Annotated in this window: 18 protein-coding genes; 14 read left to right on the top strand and 4 right to left on the bottom strand. The window is 73.5% G+C overall.

The genetic code is table 11. The features are described 5' to 3' along the window. Positions 1 to 11 precede the first annotated feature (11 nt). Positions 12 to 1,571 carry a bifunctional phosphatase PAP2/diacylglycerol kinase family protein gene (locus BUE41_RS00895; RefSeq protein ID WP_073454880.1) on the bottom strand — a complete coding sequence of 520 codons (1,560 nt, stop codon included), beginning with the start codon at positions 1,569 to 1,571 and terminating at the stop codon, positions 12 to 14. A gap of 88 nt (positions 1,572 to 1,659) precedes the next feature. On the opposite strand from BUE41_RS00895, the gene BUE41_RS00890 reads away from it, so the two are divergent. Continuing rightward, positions 1,660 to 2,502, top strand: coding sequence for a siderophore-interacting protein (locus tag BUE41_RS00890; protein WP_073454879.1), 843 nt, complete (start codon positions 1,660 to 1,662; stop codon positions 2,500 to 2,502). An 88-nt stretch (positions 2,503 to 2,590) separates the two neighbouring features. Beyond that, positions 2,591 to 3,952 carry a Pup--protein ligase gene (gene pafA / locus BUE41_RS00885; RefSeq protein WP_073454878.1) on the top strand — a complete coding sequence of 454 codons (1,362 nt, stop codon included), beginning with the start codon at positions 2,591 to 2,593 and terminating at the stop codon, positions 3,950 to 3,952. Between the two features lie 21 nt (positions 3,953 to 3,973). Here pafA and BUE41_RS00880 read toward each other — a convergent pair whose 3' ends face one another. After that, complete coding sequence (locus tag BUE41_RS00880; RefSeq protein ID WP_073454877.1) at positions 3,974 to 4,219, bottom strand: hypothetical protein; 246 nt, start codon at positions 4,217 to 4,219, stop codon at positions 3,974 to 3,976. Positions 4,220 to 4,304: 85 nt separating this feature from the next. Here BUE41_RS00880 and BUE41_RS00875 point away from each other — a divergent pair, with 85 nt between their 5' ends. The 5 genes from BUE41_RS00875 to tatC all read left to right on the top strand — a co-directional run bounded on the left by BUE41_RS00875 (position 4,305) and on the right by tatC (position 7,874). After that, a complete protein-coding gene (locus BUE41_RS00875; RefSeq protein ID WP_073454876.1) occupies positions 4,305 to 5,321 on the top strand; it encodes a helix-turn-helix transcriptional regulator in 1,017 nt (338 codons plus the stop codon). Next, a complete protein-coding gene (locus BUE41_RS00870; protein ID WP_073454875.1) occupies positions 5,318 to 6,304 on the top strand; it encodes a helix-turn-helix transcriptional regulator in 987 nt (328 codons plus the stop codon). The genes BUE41_RS00875 and BUE41_RS00870 overlap by 4 nt, the downstream gene beginning before the upstream one ends. After that, positions 6,301 to 6,504: a hypothetical protein gene (locus BUE41_RS00865; protein WP_143171898.1), complete on the top strand. Its 204-nt coding sequence runs from the start codon at positions 6,301 to 6,303 to the stop codon at positions 6,502 to 6,504. Before BUE41_RS00870 ends, BUE41_RS00865 begins: the two co-directional genes overlap by 4 nt. An 88-nt stretch (positions 6,505 to 6,592) precedes the next feature. After that, positions 6,593 to 6,868 (top strand): Sec-independent protein translocase subunit TatA, encoded by a 276-nt coding sequence (tatA, locus tag BUE41_RS00860; RefSeq protein ID WP_073454873.1) that lies wholly within the window; start codon positions 6,593 to 6,595, stop codon positions 6,866 to 6,868. A 64-nt stretch (positions 6,869 to 6,932) separates the two neighbouring features. Then, complete coding sequence (tatC, locus tag BUE41_RS00855) at positions 6,933 to 7,874, top strand: twin-arginine translocase subunit TatC (protein WP_234996908.1); 942 nt, start codon at positions 6,933 to 6,935, stop codon at positions 7,872 to 7,874. Between the two features lie 11 nt (positions 7,875 to 7,885). Here the strand turns inward: tatC and BUE41_RS30605 are convergent, their stop codons facing one another. Next, positions 7,886 to 8,047 carry a hypothetical protein gene (locus tag BUE41_RS30605; protein WP_159444833.1) on the bottom strand — a complete coding sequence of 54 codons (162 nt, stop codon included), beginning with the start codon at positions 8,045 to 8,047 and terminating at the stop codon, positions 7,886 to 7,888. Positions 8,048 to 8,229: 182 nt separating this feature from the next. Between BUE41_RS30605 and BUE41_RS00850 the strand changes: the two genes are divergently transcribed. The 6 genes from BUE41_RS00850 to nusB all read left to right on the top strand — a co-directional run bounded on the left by BUE41_RS00850 (position 8,230) and on the right by nusB (position 12,655). Continuing rightward, positions 8,230 to 8,886, top strand: coding sequence for a shikimate kinase (locus tag BUE41_RS00850; RefSeq protein ID WP_084754119.1), 657 nt, complete (start codon positions 8,230 to 8,232; stop codon positions 8,884 to 8,886). Next, on the top strand, positions 8,870 to 9,961 hold the full coding sequence (gene aroB / locus BUE41_RS00845) for a 3-dehydroquinate synthase (RefSeq protein ID WP_073454872.1): 1,092 nt from the start codon (positions 8,870 to 8,872) through the stop codon (positions 9,959 to 9,961). The genes BUE41_RS00850 and aroB overlap by 17 nt, the downstream gene beginning before the upstream one ends. Further along, a complete protein-coding gene (aroQ, locus tag BUE41_RS00840; protein ID WP_073454871.1) occupies positions 9,958 to 10,392 on the top strand; it encodes a type II 3-dehydroquinate dehydratase in 435 nt (144 codons plus the stop codon). The genes aroB and aroQ overlap by 4 nt, the downstream gene beginning before the upstream one ends. Then, positions 10,389 to 11,465, top strand: coding sequence for a M24 family metallopeptidase (locus tag BUE41_RS00835; protein ID WP_073454870.1), 1,077 nt, complete (start codon positions 10,389 to 10,391; stop codon positions 11,463 to 11,465). Before aroQ ends, BUE41_RS00835 begins: the two co-directional genes overlap by 4 nt. Before the next feature lie 180 nt (positions 11,466 to 11,645). Next, entirely contained in the window at positions 11,646 to 12,209 is a 564-nt protein-coding gene (gene efp, locus BUE41_RS00830) for an elongation factor P (RefSeq protein ID WP_073454869.1), read from the top strand. Further along, positions 12,209 to 12,655, top strand: a complete 447-nt coding sequence (gene nusB, locus BUE41_RS00825; RefSeq protein ID WP_073454868.1) for a transcription antitermination factor NusB — start codon at positions 12,209 to 12,211, stop codon at positions 12,653 to 12,655. The genes efp and nusB overlap by 1 nt, the downstream gene beginning before the upstream one ends. Here nusB and BUE41_RS00820 read toward each other — a convergent pair. Beyond that, complete coding sequence (locus tag BUE41_RS00820) at positions 12,652 to 12,987, bottom strand: winged helix-turn-helix transcriptional regulator (protein ID WP_073454867.1); 336 nt, start codon at positions 12,985 to 12,987, stop codon at positions 12,652 to 12,654. The genes nusB and BUE41_RS00820 overlap by 4 nt on opposite strands. Before the next feature lie 64 nt (positions 12,988 to 13,051). On the opposite strand from BUE41_RS00820, the gene BUE41_RS00815 reads away from it, so the two are divergent. Then, positions 13,052 to 15,319: an LLM class flavin-dependent oxidoreductase gene (locus BUE41_RS00815; RefSeq protein WP_073454866.1), complete on the top strand. Its 2,268-nt coding sequence runs from the start codon at positions 13,052 to 13,054 to the stop codon at positions 15,317 to 15,319. Positions 15,320 to 15,387: the final 68 nt, after the last annotated feature.

Raw genomic sequence — 15,387 nt, 5'->3', positions numbered from 1 at the left:
TCGCGCACCGCTCACGCCCGCAGGTACGGCCGGTCGCGCCCGGTCCAGCGGTCCTCGTCGCGGCGGTAGACCGGGATCGGCTCGGGCGCGACGCGGAAGGTGAACCGCCCCGACTCCTCCACGACCTCGCCGTCGGTGGCGAGCATGCCGGGCACCTCCAGCTCCACGTCGAACGACGGGGCCTCGCGCTGCACGTAGACGCGGCTGCGGCCGAGCGCGCCCAGTGCCAGCCCGACGACCGCGCGGAGCCGGGAGAACGGCACGTCGGCCCGCAGCCAGCGGGCGTCGAGCAGGCCGGTGTCGAGGGACGGCCGCCAGGCCGGCACGAACCCGCGCGGGTAGTAGGGGTTGTTGCCGATGAACAGGAACCACACGGTCTGCCAGCGGCCGTCGATGCACACCCGCACCGGCTCCGAGCGGCGCAGCACCACGGCGAGGGCGAGGGCGAACGCCGGCCACTTGCCCAGCCGCGGCTGCCAGCGCTCGCGCAGCCGCACCAGCTCCGGGTAGGAGCCCAGGCTCGCGGTGTTGATGAACACCCGGGTGCGCACGACGGCGTCGGGCTCACCCGCGCCCCGCGGCGGGTGCACGTCCACCAGACCGAGATCGACCGCCACGGCCTGCCCGGCCCCACCGGCGTCGACGGCCTCCTGCAGGTCGTAGACGCCGACGTCGCGGGCGAAGTGGTTGAGCGTGCCCATCGGCACCACCACGAGCGGCAGGCCGCGGCGCCCGGCCACGGCGGCGGCCGCGGCCACCGAACCGTCCCCGCCGGCGACCCCGACGGCGAGGACCGTGTCCTCGTGCGCGGCGACCGCCTCGTCGAGCTGTTCGTCGAGATCGCGGTCCGGCACGGCCCGCACGACGACCGCGTCCGGGAACGCCTGCTCGATCTCGTCGGCGGGATCGGCGTCCGGATCGCCGGAGCGCTGGTTGGAGATCAGCACGAGGCCCTTGCCGCGGGGCAGCTCCGGCGCGGCGTCGATCGGGCGGGCCCGGGCCTCGTCGGTGGGGCGCACCGGCCACCAGCGCTGCGTCGCCAGCGCGACCCCGGCGCCGACGGCCGCGCCCGCGGCGACGTCCGAGGCCCAGTGCACCCCGGTGTGGACACGGGAGTAGGCCACGGCGGCGGCCAGCGGGGCGATCGCCAGCCCCGTGCGCGGGCTCTCCAGGGCCACCGCGGCGGCGAACGCCGCGGCGGAGGCGGCGTGGCCGGACGGGAACGACGACGACGTGGGCGGGTTCGACAGGGTGCGGTAGCCGGGCAGCTCGGCCGCAGCCGGACGACGGCGCGGCAGCAGCCGCTTGAGCACGCCGTTGGCGAGGATGCTCGACCCGGCGATGGCGGCGATGCCGCGCAGCGCGGCCTTGCGCAGCGCGCCGCGGCGGCAGGCGAGCAGGGCGGCGACGGTGAACCAGAGCAGGCTGTGGTTCGCTGCGGCCGAGACCGTCTTCATCGCCGCGTCGAAGCGGGTCGGCGGGAGCGAGGAGACCGCGTGCGCGATCGCCCGGTCGACCTCGTTGACGTGGGTGTGGACCTTTCCGGCTGCGCGCCGCGGCCTGGAGAGCACGGTCCGACCCTACGGGACGGTCCGCACTCGCTGCCGGAACCGCGATCAATCGGTTAGGGTTGCCTCACCTGAGATCGAGGAGCGTGTGGTGGGCGACAACGGCAAGCGGATACTGGACGACCCGTTGGAGTTGGTGGTGACGACGGTCGCGCCGGTGTCGCCGAACCTGGTGCGGATCGAGCTCGACGGTGCCGATCTCGCCCGGTTCACACCGATGGGCGGGCCCGACGAAGCCGTGGTGCTGCACGTGCCCCTGGACGACGGCGAGCGCGATCCACGCGGGCGCTGGTACACGATCTGCGGCCGGAACGAGGGCCGGCTCGTCGTCGAGCTGGTGACCCACGAGGGCGGCGTCGGGGCGTCCTGGGCGCGCCGGGCCCGCGTCGGCGACCGGCTCGGCGTGTCGTGCCAGGGATGCTGGTTCCGCCGCCCCGCGGACGCGACCTGGCAGATCCTGCTCGGCGACCTGGCGGCGCTGCCGGCGATCAGCCGCATCGTCGCGGAGACCCCGGCCGGGGTGCGCACGGCCGCGCTCGTGGAGGTGCCGGAGCCCGCCGACGAGCGGGACCTGCCCGGCGCCGACGTCACCTGGGTGCACAACCCGCGGCTCGCCGCGGGCAGCACGCTGGCCGAGGCCGCCCGTGGCCTGCTCGCCGACCTGCCCGACGGGCCGGGGTACGTCTACGCGGCGGGGGAAGCGGCCGCGACCCGGGCGGTGCGCCGGATGCTGCGCCACGAGCTGGGCCTGCCGCCCGGCGCCTACGGTGTGCTCGGCTACTGGCGCATCGACGCCGACCGCTGGGTGCAGCGCTACGAGCAGGCCGTGGACACCTACGCGCGGATATGGCAGGAGGCGCAGGCGGCCGGCCGCGACGAGGAGGAGGTCCTCGACATCGCCGAGGAGCGCCTGGCCGAGGTGGGTCTGCTGTAGGGGCGCACCCACCGCGTGTGACCGGACGCGCGCGAAACGCGTCGGTTGGACGTGACAATCGGTGGTGGAATCCGCATAGGCTGGGTAGATGCAGCGGCGGATCTACGGTGTGGAGACCGAGTTCGGGGTCACCTGCACCTTCCACGGCCAGCGCCGGCTCTCGCCGGACGAGGTCGCGCGGTACCTGTTCCGGCGGGTGGTCTCCTGGGGCCGGTCGTCCAACGTCTTCCTGCGCAACGGCGCCCGGCTCTACCTCGACGTCGGCAGCCACCCCGAGTACGCCACCGCGGAGTGCGACTCGCTCGAGCAGCTCGTCGCCCACGACAAGGCGGGCGAGCGGATCCTGGAGGACCTGCTCGTCGACGCCGAGCGCCGGCTCGTGGACGAGGGCATCGGCGGCGACATCTACCTGTTCAAGAACAACACCGACTCGGCGGGCAACTCCTACGGCTGCCACGAGAACTACCTCGTGGCCCGGGCCGGGGAGTTCAGCCGCATCGCCGAGGTGCTGCTGCCGTTCCTCGTGACCCGCCAGCTGATCTGCGGCGCCGGGAAGGTGCTGCAGACCCCGCGCGGGGCCGTGTACTGCCTGTCGCAGCGGGCCGAGCACATCTGGGAGGGCGTCTCCAGCGCCACCACCCGCTCGCGCCCGATCATCAACACCCGCGACGAGCCGCACGCCGACGCCGAGCGCTACCGCAGGCTCCACGTCATCGTCGGCGACTCGAACATGTCCGAGGTCACCACCCTGCTGAAGGTGGGCTCGGCGACGCTGGTGCTGGAGATGATCGAGGCGGGGGTGCAGTTCCGCGACTTCACCCTCGACAACCCGATCCGCGCCATCCGCGAGATCAGCCACGACCTGACCGGGCGGCGGACCGTGCGCCTGGCGGGCGGGCGCGAGGCGAGCGCGCTGGACATCCAGCGCGAGTACCACGCGCGCGCCGTCGAGCACGTGGCCGCGCGGGGCAGCGCCGACCCGACCATCGAGCGGGTCGTCGAGCTGTGGGGCCGCACGCTGGACGCCGTCGAGCGGCAGGACCTGTCGCTGATCGACCGGGAGATCGACTGGGCGATCAAGCGCCGCCTGCTGGAGCGCTACCAGCTGCGCCACGACCTCGACCTGGCCAGCCCGCGCATCGCGCAGCTCGACCTGGCCTACCACGACATCCGCCGCGGCCGGGGCCTGTTCGACCTGCTGCAGCGCAAGGGCATGGTCGACCGGGTCACCGACGACGGGGAGATCGAGGCGGCCAAGGACACCCCGCCGCAGACGACGCGGGCGAAGCTGCGCGGCGACTTCATCGCCGCGGCCCAGGCCGCGGGCCGTGACTTCACCGTCGACTGGGTGCACCTGAAGCTGAACGACCAGGCGCAGCGCACCGTGCTGTGCAAGGACCCGTTCCGGTCCCTGGACGAGCGGGTGGACCGGCTGATCGCCTCGCTGTGACGGCGCGGCGCGGGGCTCGGCTCAGTCTTCGCGGCCCTCGCTGAACATCCGCTCGCGGATCCGGGCGAGATCGTCCTGGACCCGGGCCGAGGTGACCGTCTCGTCGTTGCGGCCGGGTTCGATCCCCAGGGCCCGCAGCAGCGCGGCGGCGGGGACGGCCGGGTCACCGGCCTCCCCGAGGACCGGGTGCAGGCCGTTCTCGGCGAGGTGGTGGAACACCAGGTTCACGACGGTCCACGGGTTGAACGTCTCGACCGGCTCGTCCATGGACCCAACCTGGTGGGCTCGTCGGCCCGGGTCAACCCCGCGGGTGTAGCACTGTGAGACGCCTGCCTGGTTCTACGATGCCGGGGTGTCCTCCGCACGCGCCGAGCGGCTGGTGAACCTGGTGCTGTGCCTGCTGTCCACCCGCCAGTACCTGACGGCCGAGCGGATCCGCGGCATCGTCCCGGGCTACGCCGACGCGCCCAGCGACGAGGCGTTCTTCCGCATGTTCGAGCGGGACAAGAACGAGCTGCGTGAGCTGGGGGTGCCGCTGGAGACGGGCCGGATGAGCCCGTTCGACACGGTGGACGGCTACCGCATCGCGCGGTCGGACTACGAGCTGGGGGAGATCGATCTCGCCCCGGACGAGGCCACCGCGGTCGCGCTGGCGTCGCGGCTGTGGGAGACCCCTGAGCTGGCCGGGGCCGCGCACGGCGCGCTGGTGAAGCTGCGCGCGGCGGGCGTGGAGGTGGATGAGGACCAGGGCCGCGTGCAGCCCCGCGCCGGTGGTGCGGACCCGGCGTTCGCGCCGCTGCTGGCCGCGGTGCAGGCCGGACGCGCGGTCACGTTCGACCACCGGCGCGGTGGCCCGGCCGGTGAGGTGGTGCGCCGCACGGTCGAGCCGTGGGGCGTGGTGTCGCTGCGCGGGCGCTGGTACCTGGTCGGGTTCGACCGCGACCGGCAGGCGCCCCGCTCGTTCCGGCTCTCCCGGATCGTCGGCCCGGTGCAGACCGTCGGGCCGGAGGGTGCGGTCGAGGTGCCCGCGGACGTCGATCTGGTCGAGCTGGTGCGGCGCAGCGTCGACCCGGGGCCCGGCGAGCAGCGCACGGCCCGGCTGTGGGTCGCCGCCGGCCGGGCGTACGGGCTGCGCCGACTGGGCACGGTGCGCGGGCCCGCCGAGCACGTGGGCCGGCCGGGCGAGGAGCTGGAGCTCCAACTGCGCCACGTCGACACGCTCGCCCGCTGGATCGCTGGACACGGCCCGGACGTCGTGGTGCTGGATCCGCCGGAGCTCGCCGAGGCCGTGCGGGAGCGGCTGCGCGGGGCGTACGCGGCGCACGCAGCCACCCCGTCGCGCAGCGCGCCCACGGGGGTGCCGACGTGAGCGGCACCTCCGCGGCCGACCGGCTGCCCCGGCTGCTGAGCCTGGTCCCGTACCTGCTGGCCCGGCCGGGGGTGCGGATCGCCGATGCGGCGGCCGACTTCGGCATCACCGAGCGCCAGCTGCGCCGCGACCTCGAGCTGCTGTGGATGTGCGGGCTACCCGGCTACGGGCCCGGTGACCTCGTCGACCTGCAGTTCTCCGGCGACACCGTCACCGTCATCGAGGACGCCGGGATGCGCCGGCCACTGCGGCTGACCACGGCGGAGGCGGCGGCGCTGCTCGTGGCGCTGCGCACGCTCGCCGACGCGCCGGGTGTCGTCGACACGGAGGCCGTGCGGCGGGCTACCGCGAAGATCGAGCGGGCAGTCGGCGACGCGGGAGTCGCCGTCGACTTCGACGCCCCTGGCCACCACGAGGAGGAGGAACGCGCCACGGCGGCCGTGCGGGAGGCGCTGGAGCGCGGGCGCGCCCTGCGGATCCGCTACTACACGGCGGGCCGCGACGCGGTGTCGCTGCGCGTCGTCGACCCGATGCGGCTGCTGCTCGCGGAGGGCCGCGGCTACCTGGAGGCCTGGTGCCGGAAGGCCGAAGGCGTGCGGCTGTTCCGGCTGGACCGCGTCGAGGACGTCGAGGTGCTCGACGAGCCGAGCGCGCCACCGGCCACCGCGGAGCACACCGACATCTCCGCCGGCGTGTTCACCCCGCGCGCCGAGCACCGCTCCGCGGTGCTGGAGCTGGGGCCGGACACGCTGTGGGTGGCCGAGTACTACCCGGTGGAGGACGTCGTGACCGAGCACGCGCCGGACGGCACCCGGGCCCGGGTGGTGATGCGCTACGCCGACCCGGCGTGGCTGGTGCGGCTCGTGCTCGGGCTCGGCGGGAGCGTCCGCGTCGTCGAGCCGCCGGAGGTCGCCGCGGCCGTCGCCGAGCGGGCGGCGGCCGCCCTGGAGCAGGTCGGGGAGACGGTGGGGGAGCCGCGGTGACGACCGGGTACGTCCTGGCAATGATCGGGTTCGTCGGCGGCGTGGTGGTGCTGCTGGTGCTGGTCGCGACGCTGCTGATGCCACCGCTGCGCCGGTTCACCCACGCCCGCGCGGCGCTGCGGCGCACGATGCGCAGCGAGGTCGCCGCGCTTCGGGCGATCCGCCACGCGCGCGGGTCCGGCGCATCCCCGTCGACATGAGCCTGTAACAGAGGCCGGATCACACCAGCAGGGGCCGGCGGGGCCGACCCGCGTATGCTGGCCGCGTGGCGTCGCGAAGGAGGTCGGCATGATCCCCGGTGGTTGGGAACTGCTCGTCATCGTCGGTGTGCTGCTTCTCCTGTTCGGAGCCAAGAAGCTGCCCGAGATGGCGCGCTCGATCGGCCAGTCCGCGCGTGTGTTCAAGGGCGAGATGAAGGGCCTCAAGGAGGACGAGGCCAAGGCCGCCGCCACGCAGAACCCGCCGGCCGATGAGGCCAAGCCGCTGCCGCCGGCGACGCAGCCCCAGCCGCCGGCGCAGGCCGCCGAGCCCGCGCCCGAGCAGCAGACCCGATCCGGGCAGTAACCGGGCGGTGGGCTGGTTCACGCTGCGGCGGGGCGGCTCACGGCGGGAGAACCCCGACGGCACGATGCCGCTCGTCGATCACCTCTACGAGCTGCGCAACCGGCTCGGGGTGTCCCTGCTGGCCATCCTCGTCACCACGGTCTTCGGCTACGTCTGGTTCGACGTCGGGTTCTTCGGCTGGCCGAGCCTCGGTGAGCTGCTGAAGGACCCGTACTGCTCGCTGCCCGACTCCGCGCGCGTCACCCTCGCCGCCGACGGCTCGTGCACTCTGCTCGGCACCGGCCCCTTCGACCAGTTCGCGCTGCGGTTGAAGGTCGGCGTCACGGCCGGCGTCGTGCTGGCCTGCCCGATGTGGCTCTACCAGATCTGGGCGTTCATCACCCCGGGCCTGTACGAGAAGGAGCGCAAGTACGCGCTGACGTTCGTCTCGTGCGCGGCCGTGCTGTTCGTCGCCGGTGCGGTGCTGGCGTACTTCGTCGTCACCCAGGGCCTCGGTTTCCTGCTCTCGATCGGGTCCGAGGTGCAGACCACGGCGCTGTCGGGCGAGAAGTACTTCTCGTTCGTCATCGCGCTGCTGCTGATCTTCGGGGTGAGCTTCGAGCTGCCGCTGCTCGTGGTGATGCTCAACCAGGTCGGCGTGGTCAGCTACGAGAAGCTGAAGTCCTGGCGGCGCGGACTGATCTTCGGTCTGTTCGTGTTCGCCGCGATCGCGACCCCGGGTCAGGACCCGATCTCCATGGTCGCGTTGGCGATCGCTCTGACCCTCCTGTTCGAGCTGGCCATCCAGATCACCCGGATCACCGACGCCCGCCGTGCGCGCAAGCGGGCTGAGGAGGGTTGGGACAGCTGGGACCCGGACCAGCCGTCCCCGATCGACACCAGCCCCAGCGCGATCGACACGAGCCCGAGCAAGATCGATGCCTCGCCGAGCGTGCTCGAGCCGCCGAAGCCCGGGCATCCGTCGGCGGACGAGCGCACCGACCAGCGGTACGAGGACGCCACGTGAGCGAAACCCGGTCAGCCCTTGCGCTGCGCCGGGATGATCAGCTGGGCGGGCACCGGCGGCGTCGCGGACCGAGTGCGGTGGTCGCGCTGTCGGGGCAGGTCGCACGGCCGGGCGGTGCGCCGGCGCGGTGCGGGTGGTTCGCTCGCGGCCACTCGTACTCCGATCGTGATCACTATCCGTAACGTACTGGTGACATTTCGCTGCCGACCGGCTGGCTCCAGACCATAGCCGAACTCTGTATCCGCTGGTCAGCGAACCGGGAATTACACGCAGGGTTTTCACCTGATCGTGTCGCCGGACGGCTGCGCTCGCGCTCGCCGGAGCCCGCGGAACGGGCGTGGCTATCCTTCGCCCGGTGAGTTCCGATCGACGGCCCACGCTCGTCCTCGTCGGCCCGCCCGGCGCCGGGAAGACCACGGTGGGGCGGGCGCTCGCGCGCCGGCTCGGGGTGTCCTTCACCGACGCCGACCACCTGATCGAGGAGCGAGCCGGCAAGTCCATCCCCGACGTGTTCGTCGAGGACGGCGAGCCGGCGTTCCGCGAGCTGGAGCGCGAGGTCATCGCCGAGGCGCTGACCAGCACCGACGGGGTGCTCGCGCTGGGCGGGGGAGCGGTGATGGCCCCGGAGACCCGCGAGGCGCTGCGCGGCCACCGCGTCGTCGCCTTGATGGTCGGGCTCGCCGACGGGGTGCGCCGCACGGGTATGTCGACCGCCCGGCCGCTGCTGACCGGCGTCAACCCGCGCGCCACGTTCAAGGCGCTGCTGGAGGCCCGCATCCCGCTCTACCGGGAGGTCGCCACCGTCGAGGTCGACACCTCGCGCAAGACCCCCGGCCAGGTGGTGCGGGCGGTGCTGGAGGCGATCGGCGAGGCAGCGCCGGACGAGGGGCCCGGCGACGAGATCGACGAGGAGCCGGGCGACGTCGACGAGGTCGGCGCCGGCGCCCCGGACGACCTGCCGCTGCTGCCGAACCCGACGGTTCTAGGCTCTGACCGTGACCGCCCCAGCTGAGCCGATCCGCATCGACGTCACCACCGCCCAGCCCTATCCGGTGCTGATCGGGCGTGGAGTACGGGAGCGGCTCACCACCACCGTCACCGATCTCGGCGCTGCGGCGGTGCTCGTGATCCACCAGGCGGCCGTCTCCGGCATCGCCGAGGTGGCTCGCCAGGAGCTGGAGGCCGCCGGGCTGGACGCGCACCGCGTCGAGATCCCCGACGCCGAGGCCGGCAAGGACATCGGCGTGGCGGCCTACTGCTGGGAGGTCTGCGGACGGATCCCGCTCAGCCGCACCGACGTGATCGTCTCGATCGGTGGCGGGGCGGCCACCGACCTGGCCGGGTTCGTCGCCGCTACCTGGATGCGCGGCGTGCGGGTGGTGCACGTGCCCACCACGCTGCTCGGCATGGTCGACGCCGCGGTCGGCGGCAAGACCGGCATCAACACCGTCTCCGGCAAGAACCTGGTCGGCGCGTTCCACGAGCCGTCGGCCGTGCTCGTCGACCTGGCCACCCTGGACGAGCTGCCCCGGGCGGAGCTGGTCGCGGGCAGCGCGGAGATCCTCAAGACCGGCTTCATCGCAGACCCGGCGATCCTCGACCTCACCGAGGCCGACCCGCAGGCCGCGCTCGACCCGCGCGGGCCGGTGCTGCCGGAGCTGGTGCGCCGCTCGATCCAGGTCAAGGCCGATGTCGTGGCCGCCGACCTGCGCGAATCGCACCTGCGCGAGATCCTCAACTACGGCCACACCCTCGGCCACGCCATCGAGCGGCGCGAGAAGTACACGTGGCGGCACGGCGCCGCGGTGAGCGTCGGGCTGGTGTTCGCCGCCGAGCTGGCCCGCTGTGCCGGCCGCCTCGACGACGCCACCGCCGACCGGCACCGCAGCGTGCTGTCCGCCGTCGGGCTGCCCACCACCTACGCGCCCGACGCCCTCCCGGAGCTGATGGAGACCATGCGCGGCGACAAGAAGACCCGCAAGGGCACGCTGCGGTTCGTCGTCCTCGACGGCCTGGCGAAGCCCGGGCGCCTGGAAGGCCCCGATCCCGCCCTGCTGGAGCGCGCGTACGCGGCGGTGAGCGCATGACCCGCGTCTTCGTGCTGAACGGGCCCAACCTCGGGCGGCTGGGCAGCCGCGAACCCGACGTCTACGGTGCCACCACCTACGCTGATCTCGTCGCGCTCTGCGAACGCACCGGCGAGGAGCTGGGGCTCTCCGTCGACGTGCGCCAGACCGACCACGAGGGCGAGATGCTCGGCTGGGTCCACGAGGCGGCCGACGCCGGCGTGCCCGTCGTGCTCAACGCCGGCGGCTGGACGCACACCTCGGTCGCGCTGCGCGACGCGTGCGCCCAGCTGCGCGCGCCCCTCATCGAGGTGCACATCTCGAACGTGCACGCCCGCGAGGAGTTCCGCCACCACTCCTACCTCTCCGCGATCGCCCGCGGTGTGATCGTCGGCCTCGGCGTCGACGGGTACGCCTTGGCGCTGCGCTGGCTGGCGGAGCACGCGTCGTGAGCACGGCGCGGATCGCCGCGCTGCAGCGGCTGCTGCCGCCGCTGGACGTCGATGCGCTGCTGGTCACCGATCTGGTCAACATCGCCTACCTGTGCGGGTTCACCGGGTCGAACGCGGCGCTCGTGGTGCCCGTCGAGGGCGAGGCCGTGCTGGTCACCGACGCCCGCTACACGGAGCGCGCGAAGGCGGAGGCACCCGACCTGGAGATCGTCCTGGAGCGGGCCGCGGGGGCCGCAGCCGCACGCACGGCCGCGGAACGCGGGGCCCGGCGGCTCGGCTTCGAGGCCGAGCACGTCACCGTCGCGGCGCACGGCGCGCTCATCGCAGCCGCAGGCGCGGCCGGGTTGTGCCGCACCACCGGGCTCGTGGAGCAGCTGCGCGCGGTCAAGGACGACGCCGAGATCGCCGCCCTGCGCACCGCCTGCGAGATCGCCGACGCCGCCCTGTCCGACCTGCTCGCCGCCGGCGGGCTCACCGAGGGCCGCACCGAGCGGGAGATCGCCCGCGACCTGGAGGACCGCATCCGCGGACTCGGTTCACCCGGTCCGTCGTTCGACACGATCGTCGCCGCCGGGCCGCACTCGGCCGTGCCGCACCACGCTCCGACCGATACCCCGCTGCGCCGCGGCGACCTCGTCGTCGTCGACTTCGGCGCGCTGGAGCGCGGCTACCACTCCGACACGACCCGCACGTTCGTCGTCGGGCCGGCGGCGCCGTGGCAGCGGGACCTGCACGCGCTCGTGGCCGAGAGCCAGCAGCGCGGCCGCGAGGCGGTGGCGCCGGGCGCCGACGTGACCGCCGTCGACGCCGCCGCCCGCGACTGGATCCGCGGTGCCGGCCACGGCGACGACTTCCCGCACGGCCTCGGCCACGGCGTCGGCCTGCAGATCCACGAGCAGCCGTGGATCGTGGCGAAGGGCACCGGCGAGCTCGCCGAGTGCATGGTCGTGACCGTCGAGCCCGGGGTCTACCTGAGCGGCCGCGGCGGCGTGCGCATCGAGGACACCCTCGTCGTGCGGGGCGGGGAGCCCGAGGCGCTGACCCGGTTGCCGCGCGAGCTGATCGAGGTCTGAGCCGCCCCGGAGGTCTCCACCCGTTCGGCGCAGTACCGCCCGCCACCGGCCGCTCCGCCGCAGGACGCGACAGGTAAGCTGGCGGACCGACGACGGCCCTTCGCCGTCACACTCCGTACCTGGCGCCCGGCTCGATCGGCCGTGCCGCGCCGCCCATCGACGCAGGAGAGAGTCCCGCACGTGGCCACCACGAACGACCTGAAGAACGGCTTGGTGCTCAACCTCGACGGCCAGCTGTGGTCGGTCACCTCGTTCCAGCACGTCAAGCCCGGCAAGGGGGGTGCGTTCGTGCGCACCACGCTGAAGAACGTGGTCACCGGCAAGGTCGTCGACAAGACCTTCAACGCCGGTACGAAGGTCGACACCGCCACCGTCGACCGCCGCGACATGACGTACCTGTACCGCGACGGCGACGACTTCGTGTTCATGGACACCGACACCTACGACCAGATCCCGATCTCGTCGGAGGTCGTCGGCGAGGCCGCCGGGTACCTGCTGGAGAACCAGACCGCGACGGTCGCCATGCACGAGGGCACCCCGCTCTACATCGAGCTGCCGGCCTCGGTCGAGCTGGTCGTGTCGCACACCGAGCCCGGCCTGCAGGGCGACCGCTCCACCGGCGGCACGAAGCCCGCCACGCTGGAGACCGGCGCCGAGGTCCAGGTGCCGCTGTTCATCAACACCGGCGACAAGATCAAGGTCGACACCCGCGACGGCCGCTACCTGGGACGCGCGTCCAGCTGATGTCCGCAGCCCGGCAACCGCGCCCGCAGCGGGCCCGCACCAAGGCCCGCAAGCGGGCGCTGGACATCCTCTTCGAGTCCGAGGCCCGCGGCGAGGACCCGCTGGAGGTGCTCGCCCACCGGCGCACGACCGACGACGCGCCCCCGGTGTCGGACTACGCGGCCACGCTCGTGGAGGGTGTCGTCGCGCACCGCGAGCGGATCGACCAGCTCCTCGCCGAGCACGCCGAGGGGTGGACCGTCGCGCGGATGCCGGCCGTGGACCGCACCTTGCTGCGGATCGGCGTGTACGAGCTGCTCTGGGAGGACGACGTCGACGATCCCGTCGCCATCACGGAGGCGGTGGAGCTGGCCCGCACGCTGTCCACGGACGACAGCCCGCGGTTCCTCAACGGGGTGCTCGGCCGCATCGCCGACATCGCCCCGCAGCTGCGCGCCACCCGCTAACCGGCGGGCAGGCCCCAGCGCCGCCCGTAGTCGGCGAGGCCCTGCAGCGAGCGCAGCAGGTCCTCGCCCTGCTGCGTCAGGCGGTAGCGCACCGTCACCGGCATCGTCGGTTCGACGGCGCGCTCCACGAGACCGGCCGCCTCCAGCTCCCGCAGCCGCACGGTGAGCATGCGGGCGGACAGACCCGGCGCCTGCCGCTGGATCTCGCCGAACCGAGTCGGGCCGTGGCCGAGCCCGAGCAGGATCGCGCCGATCCAGCGCCGGCCGACGAACTCCAGGACCGCGCTGAGCCGGACCCGGTCCTCGTCGTTCCTGGTCGGCGGGCTGTGCACTTATCCAAAGTAACCGACTAACCGCTGGCTTGGCGACGTCGGGCGTCGGGCGGACGCTGAGGCCATGCCCGACTACGGCCACCCACTGCGTTTCGGTTCCTTCATCACGCCGCGGAACCGCCCCGTGTCCCGTCCAGCCGATCTGGCCCTGCTGAGCGAAGAGCACGGCCTGGACCTGGTCACGTTCCAGGACCACCCCTACCAGCCCCAGTTCCACGACACCTGGACCCTGCTGGCCTGGGTCGCGGCCCGCACCGAGCGGATCGCGCTCGCCGGCAACGTCCTCAACCTGCCCCTGCGCCAGCCCGCGGTGCTCGCCCGCGCCGCCGCCAGCCTCGACCTGCTCACCGGCGGCCGGGTGCGGCTCGGCATCGGCGCGGGCGGGTTCTGGGACGCGATCGCGGCGATGGGCGGCAAGCGCCTGACGCCCGCCGAGTCCGTCGACGCCCTGCGCGAGGCCATCGAGGTCATGCGCGGCATCTGGAACACCGACGACACCGGTCTCCTGCGCGCCGGCGGCGTGCACCACCGCGTCGACGGAGCGAAGCGCGGCCCGGCCCCCGCGCACCCCATCCCGATCTGGGTCGGCGCCTACAAGAAGCGGATGCTCGAGCTGACCGGCACGGTCGCCGACGGCTGGCTGCCGTCGATGCCGTACCTGAAGCCCGGCGACATCACCCGCGGCAACGCGATCATCGACGCCGCGGCGAAGGCCGCGGGCCGCGATCCCCGCGAGATCGAGCGGCTGCTCAACATCACCCCGCAGGAGTCGGTCGAGGACATCGTCTCGCTGGCCCTCGACGAGGGGATCAGCACGTTCATCCTCGCCGGCGACGACCCGAGGCTGCTGGAGCGCTTCGGCCGCGACGTCGCACCCGCCGTGCGGGAGGCCGTCGAGCGCGGCCGGGCCCGCCGCGGCACCGCCACTGTGCGCCCGGCGCGGGTCAAGGCCCGCTCCTCCCGGGTGCCCGGCATCGACTACGCCGGCATCCCCGACTCGCTCGCCGACCGGGCCCTCGAACCCGGCGACCCCGGGTACGCCCGCTACACCGCCGGCTACCTGCGCGGCGGGGCTCCGGCGCTGGTCCTGCGGCCGCGCACCGTGGCCGAGGTGCAGGACGCCGTGCGGTTCGCCGCGCGCAACCGCGACGTGCCGCTCGGCATCTTCAGCGCCGGCCACGGCATCTCCGGCCGGTCCCTCAACAACGGCGGGATCGTCATCGACGTCGGCGCCCTCAACGCCGTCGAGGTGCTCGACGCCGAGTCGGGCCGGGTGCGGATCGGCCCCGGTGCCCGCTGGCTCGACGTGGCACGCGAACTGACCCCGCACGGCCTGGCGATCACGAGCGGCGACCACGGCGGCGTCGGCGTGGGCGGCCTGGCCACCGCGGGCGGCGTCGGACTGCTCGCCCGCTCCCACGGACTGACGATCGACCACCTCCGCTCCGTCGACGTCGTGCTCGCCGACGGCACGCTCGCGCACGCTTCGGCCGAGGAGAACCCCGATCTGTTCTGGGCCGTCCGCGGCGCTGGCGCGAACTTCGGCGTGGCCGTGTCGTTCGAGTTCGAGGCCGCGCACGTCGGCAAGGTCGGCTTCGCCCAGCTCGTCTTCGACGCCACCGACACCGCCGGGTTCGTGCAGCGCTGGGGCGCGACGCTGGAGGCCGCCGACCGGCGCGTCACCGGCGAGATCATCCTCGGACCCGGCCAGGGCGGTCGCCGGTTCGCGCAGGCGATCCTGGTCGTGGAGAGCGACGACCCGGACACGATCGTCGAGCTGCTGCAGCCGTTCGCGGACATCGCGCCGCTCATGCAGCAGTCGGTCGTGCTGACGACCTACGACGAGGTGATCGGGTTCGCGGTCACCGACGACGAGCAGCACGGCTTCGGCGAGCCGCACTCGCGTTCCGGGATGGTCGAGCACCTCACCCCGGAGTTCGCGAAGGGGGTTGCCGAGATCCTCGACGCGCGGGCCTCGTACTTCTTCGCGATCCGCGCACTCGGCGGGAAGGTCGCCGACGTCCCGGCCGACGCGACCGCCTGGGGCTGGCGGCGGGCGAACTTCACCATCGGTGCGTTCGGGACGCGGAACTCGGGCCTCGACGAGCGGTGGGACACGCTGCTCCTGCCGCACATGGAGGGGCTCTACCTGAGCTTCGAGACCTCTCGTGGGCCCGAGGTCGTGGCCAGGGCGTTCCCGCCCGCGCACCTGGCTCGGCTGCGGGAGCTCAAGCACCGCTACGACCCGACGGGACTGTTCCGCGACAACTTCTTCATCGACCCGGCCGAGCGCGGGGCGGACACCGGGGTCTCCGCGGGCGTCCCGGCGTGAGGGGAGCAGCGTGCGGGACGGGGCCCGAAACACCACGAACGGCACTCTCGTCAGCAGTGGTGCTGACG

The organism is Pseudonocardia thermophila, from assembly GCF_900142365.1.
Lineage (GTDB): Bacteria > Actinomycetota > Actinomycetes > Mycobacteriales > Pseudonocardiaceae > Pseudonocardia > Pseudonocardia thermophila.
Note: the sequence above shows the minus strand (reverse complement) of the source record. Positions and strands in the feature narration are given on the sequence as shown.

Excerpts from the sequence above, each read along its gene's own strand:
- pafA (WP_073454878.1), top strand. The coding sequence starts at position 2,591 with ATGCAGCGGCGGATCTACGGTGTGGAGACCGAGTTCGGGGTCACCTGC.
- BUE41_RS00880 (WP_073454877.1), bottom strand. The coding sequence starts at position 4,219 with ATGGACGAGCCGGTCGAGACGTTCAACCCGTGGACCGTCGTGAACCTG.
- tatA (WP_073454873.1), top strand. The coding sequence starts at position 6,593 with ATGATCCCCGGTGGTTGGGAACTGCTCGTCATCGTCGGTGTGCTGCTT.
- tatC (WP_234996908.1), top strand. The coding sequence starts at position 6,933 with ATGCCGCTCGTCGATCACCTCTACGAGCTGCGCAACCGGCTCGGGGTG.
- aroQ (WP_073454871.1), top strand. The coding sequence starts at position 9,958 with ATGACCCGCGTCTTCGTGCTGAACGGGCCCAACCTCGGGCGGCTGGGC.
- nusB (WP_073454868.1), top strand. The coding sequence starts at position 12,209 with ATGTCCGCAGCCCGGCAACCGCGCCCGCAGCGGGCCCGCACCAAGGCC.
- BUE41_RS00815 (WP_073454866.1), top strand. The coding sequence starts at position 13,052 with ATGCCCGACTACGGCCACCCACTGCGTTTCGGTTCCTTCATCACGCCG.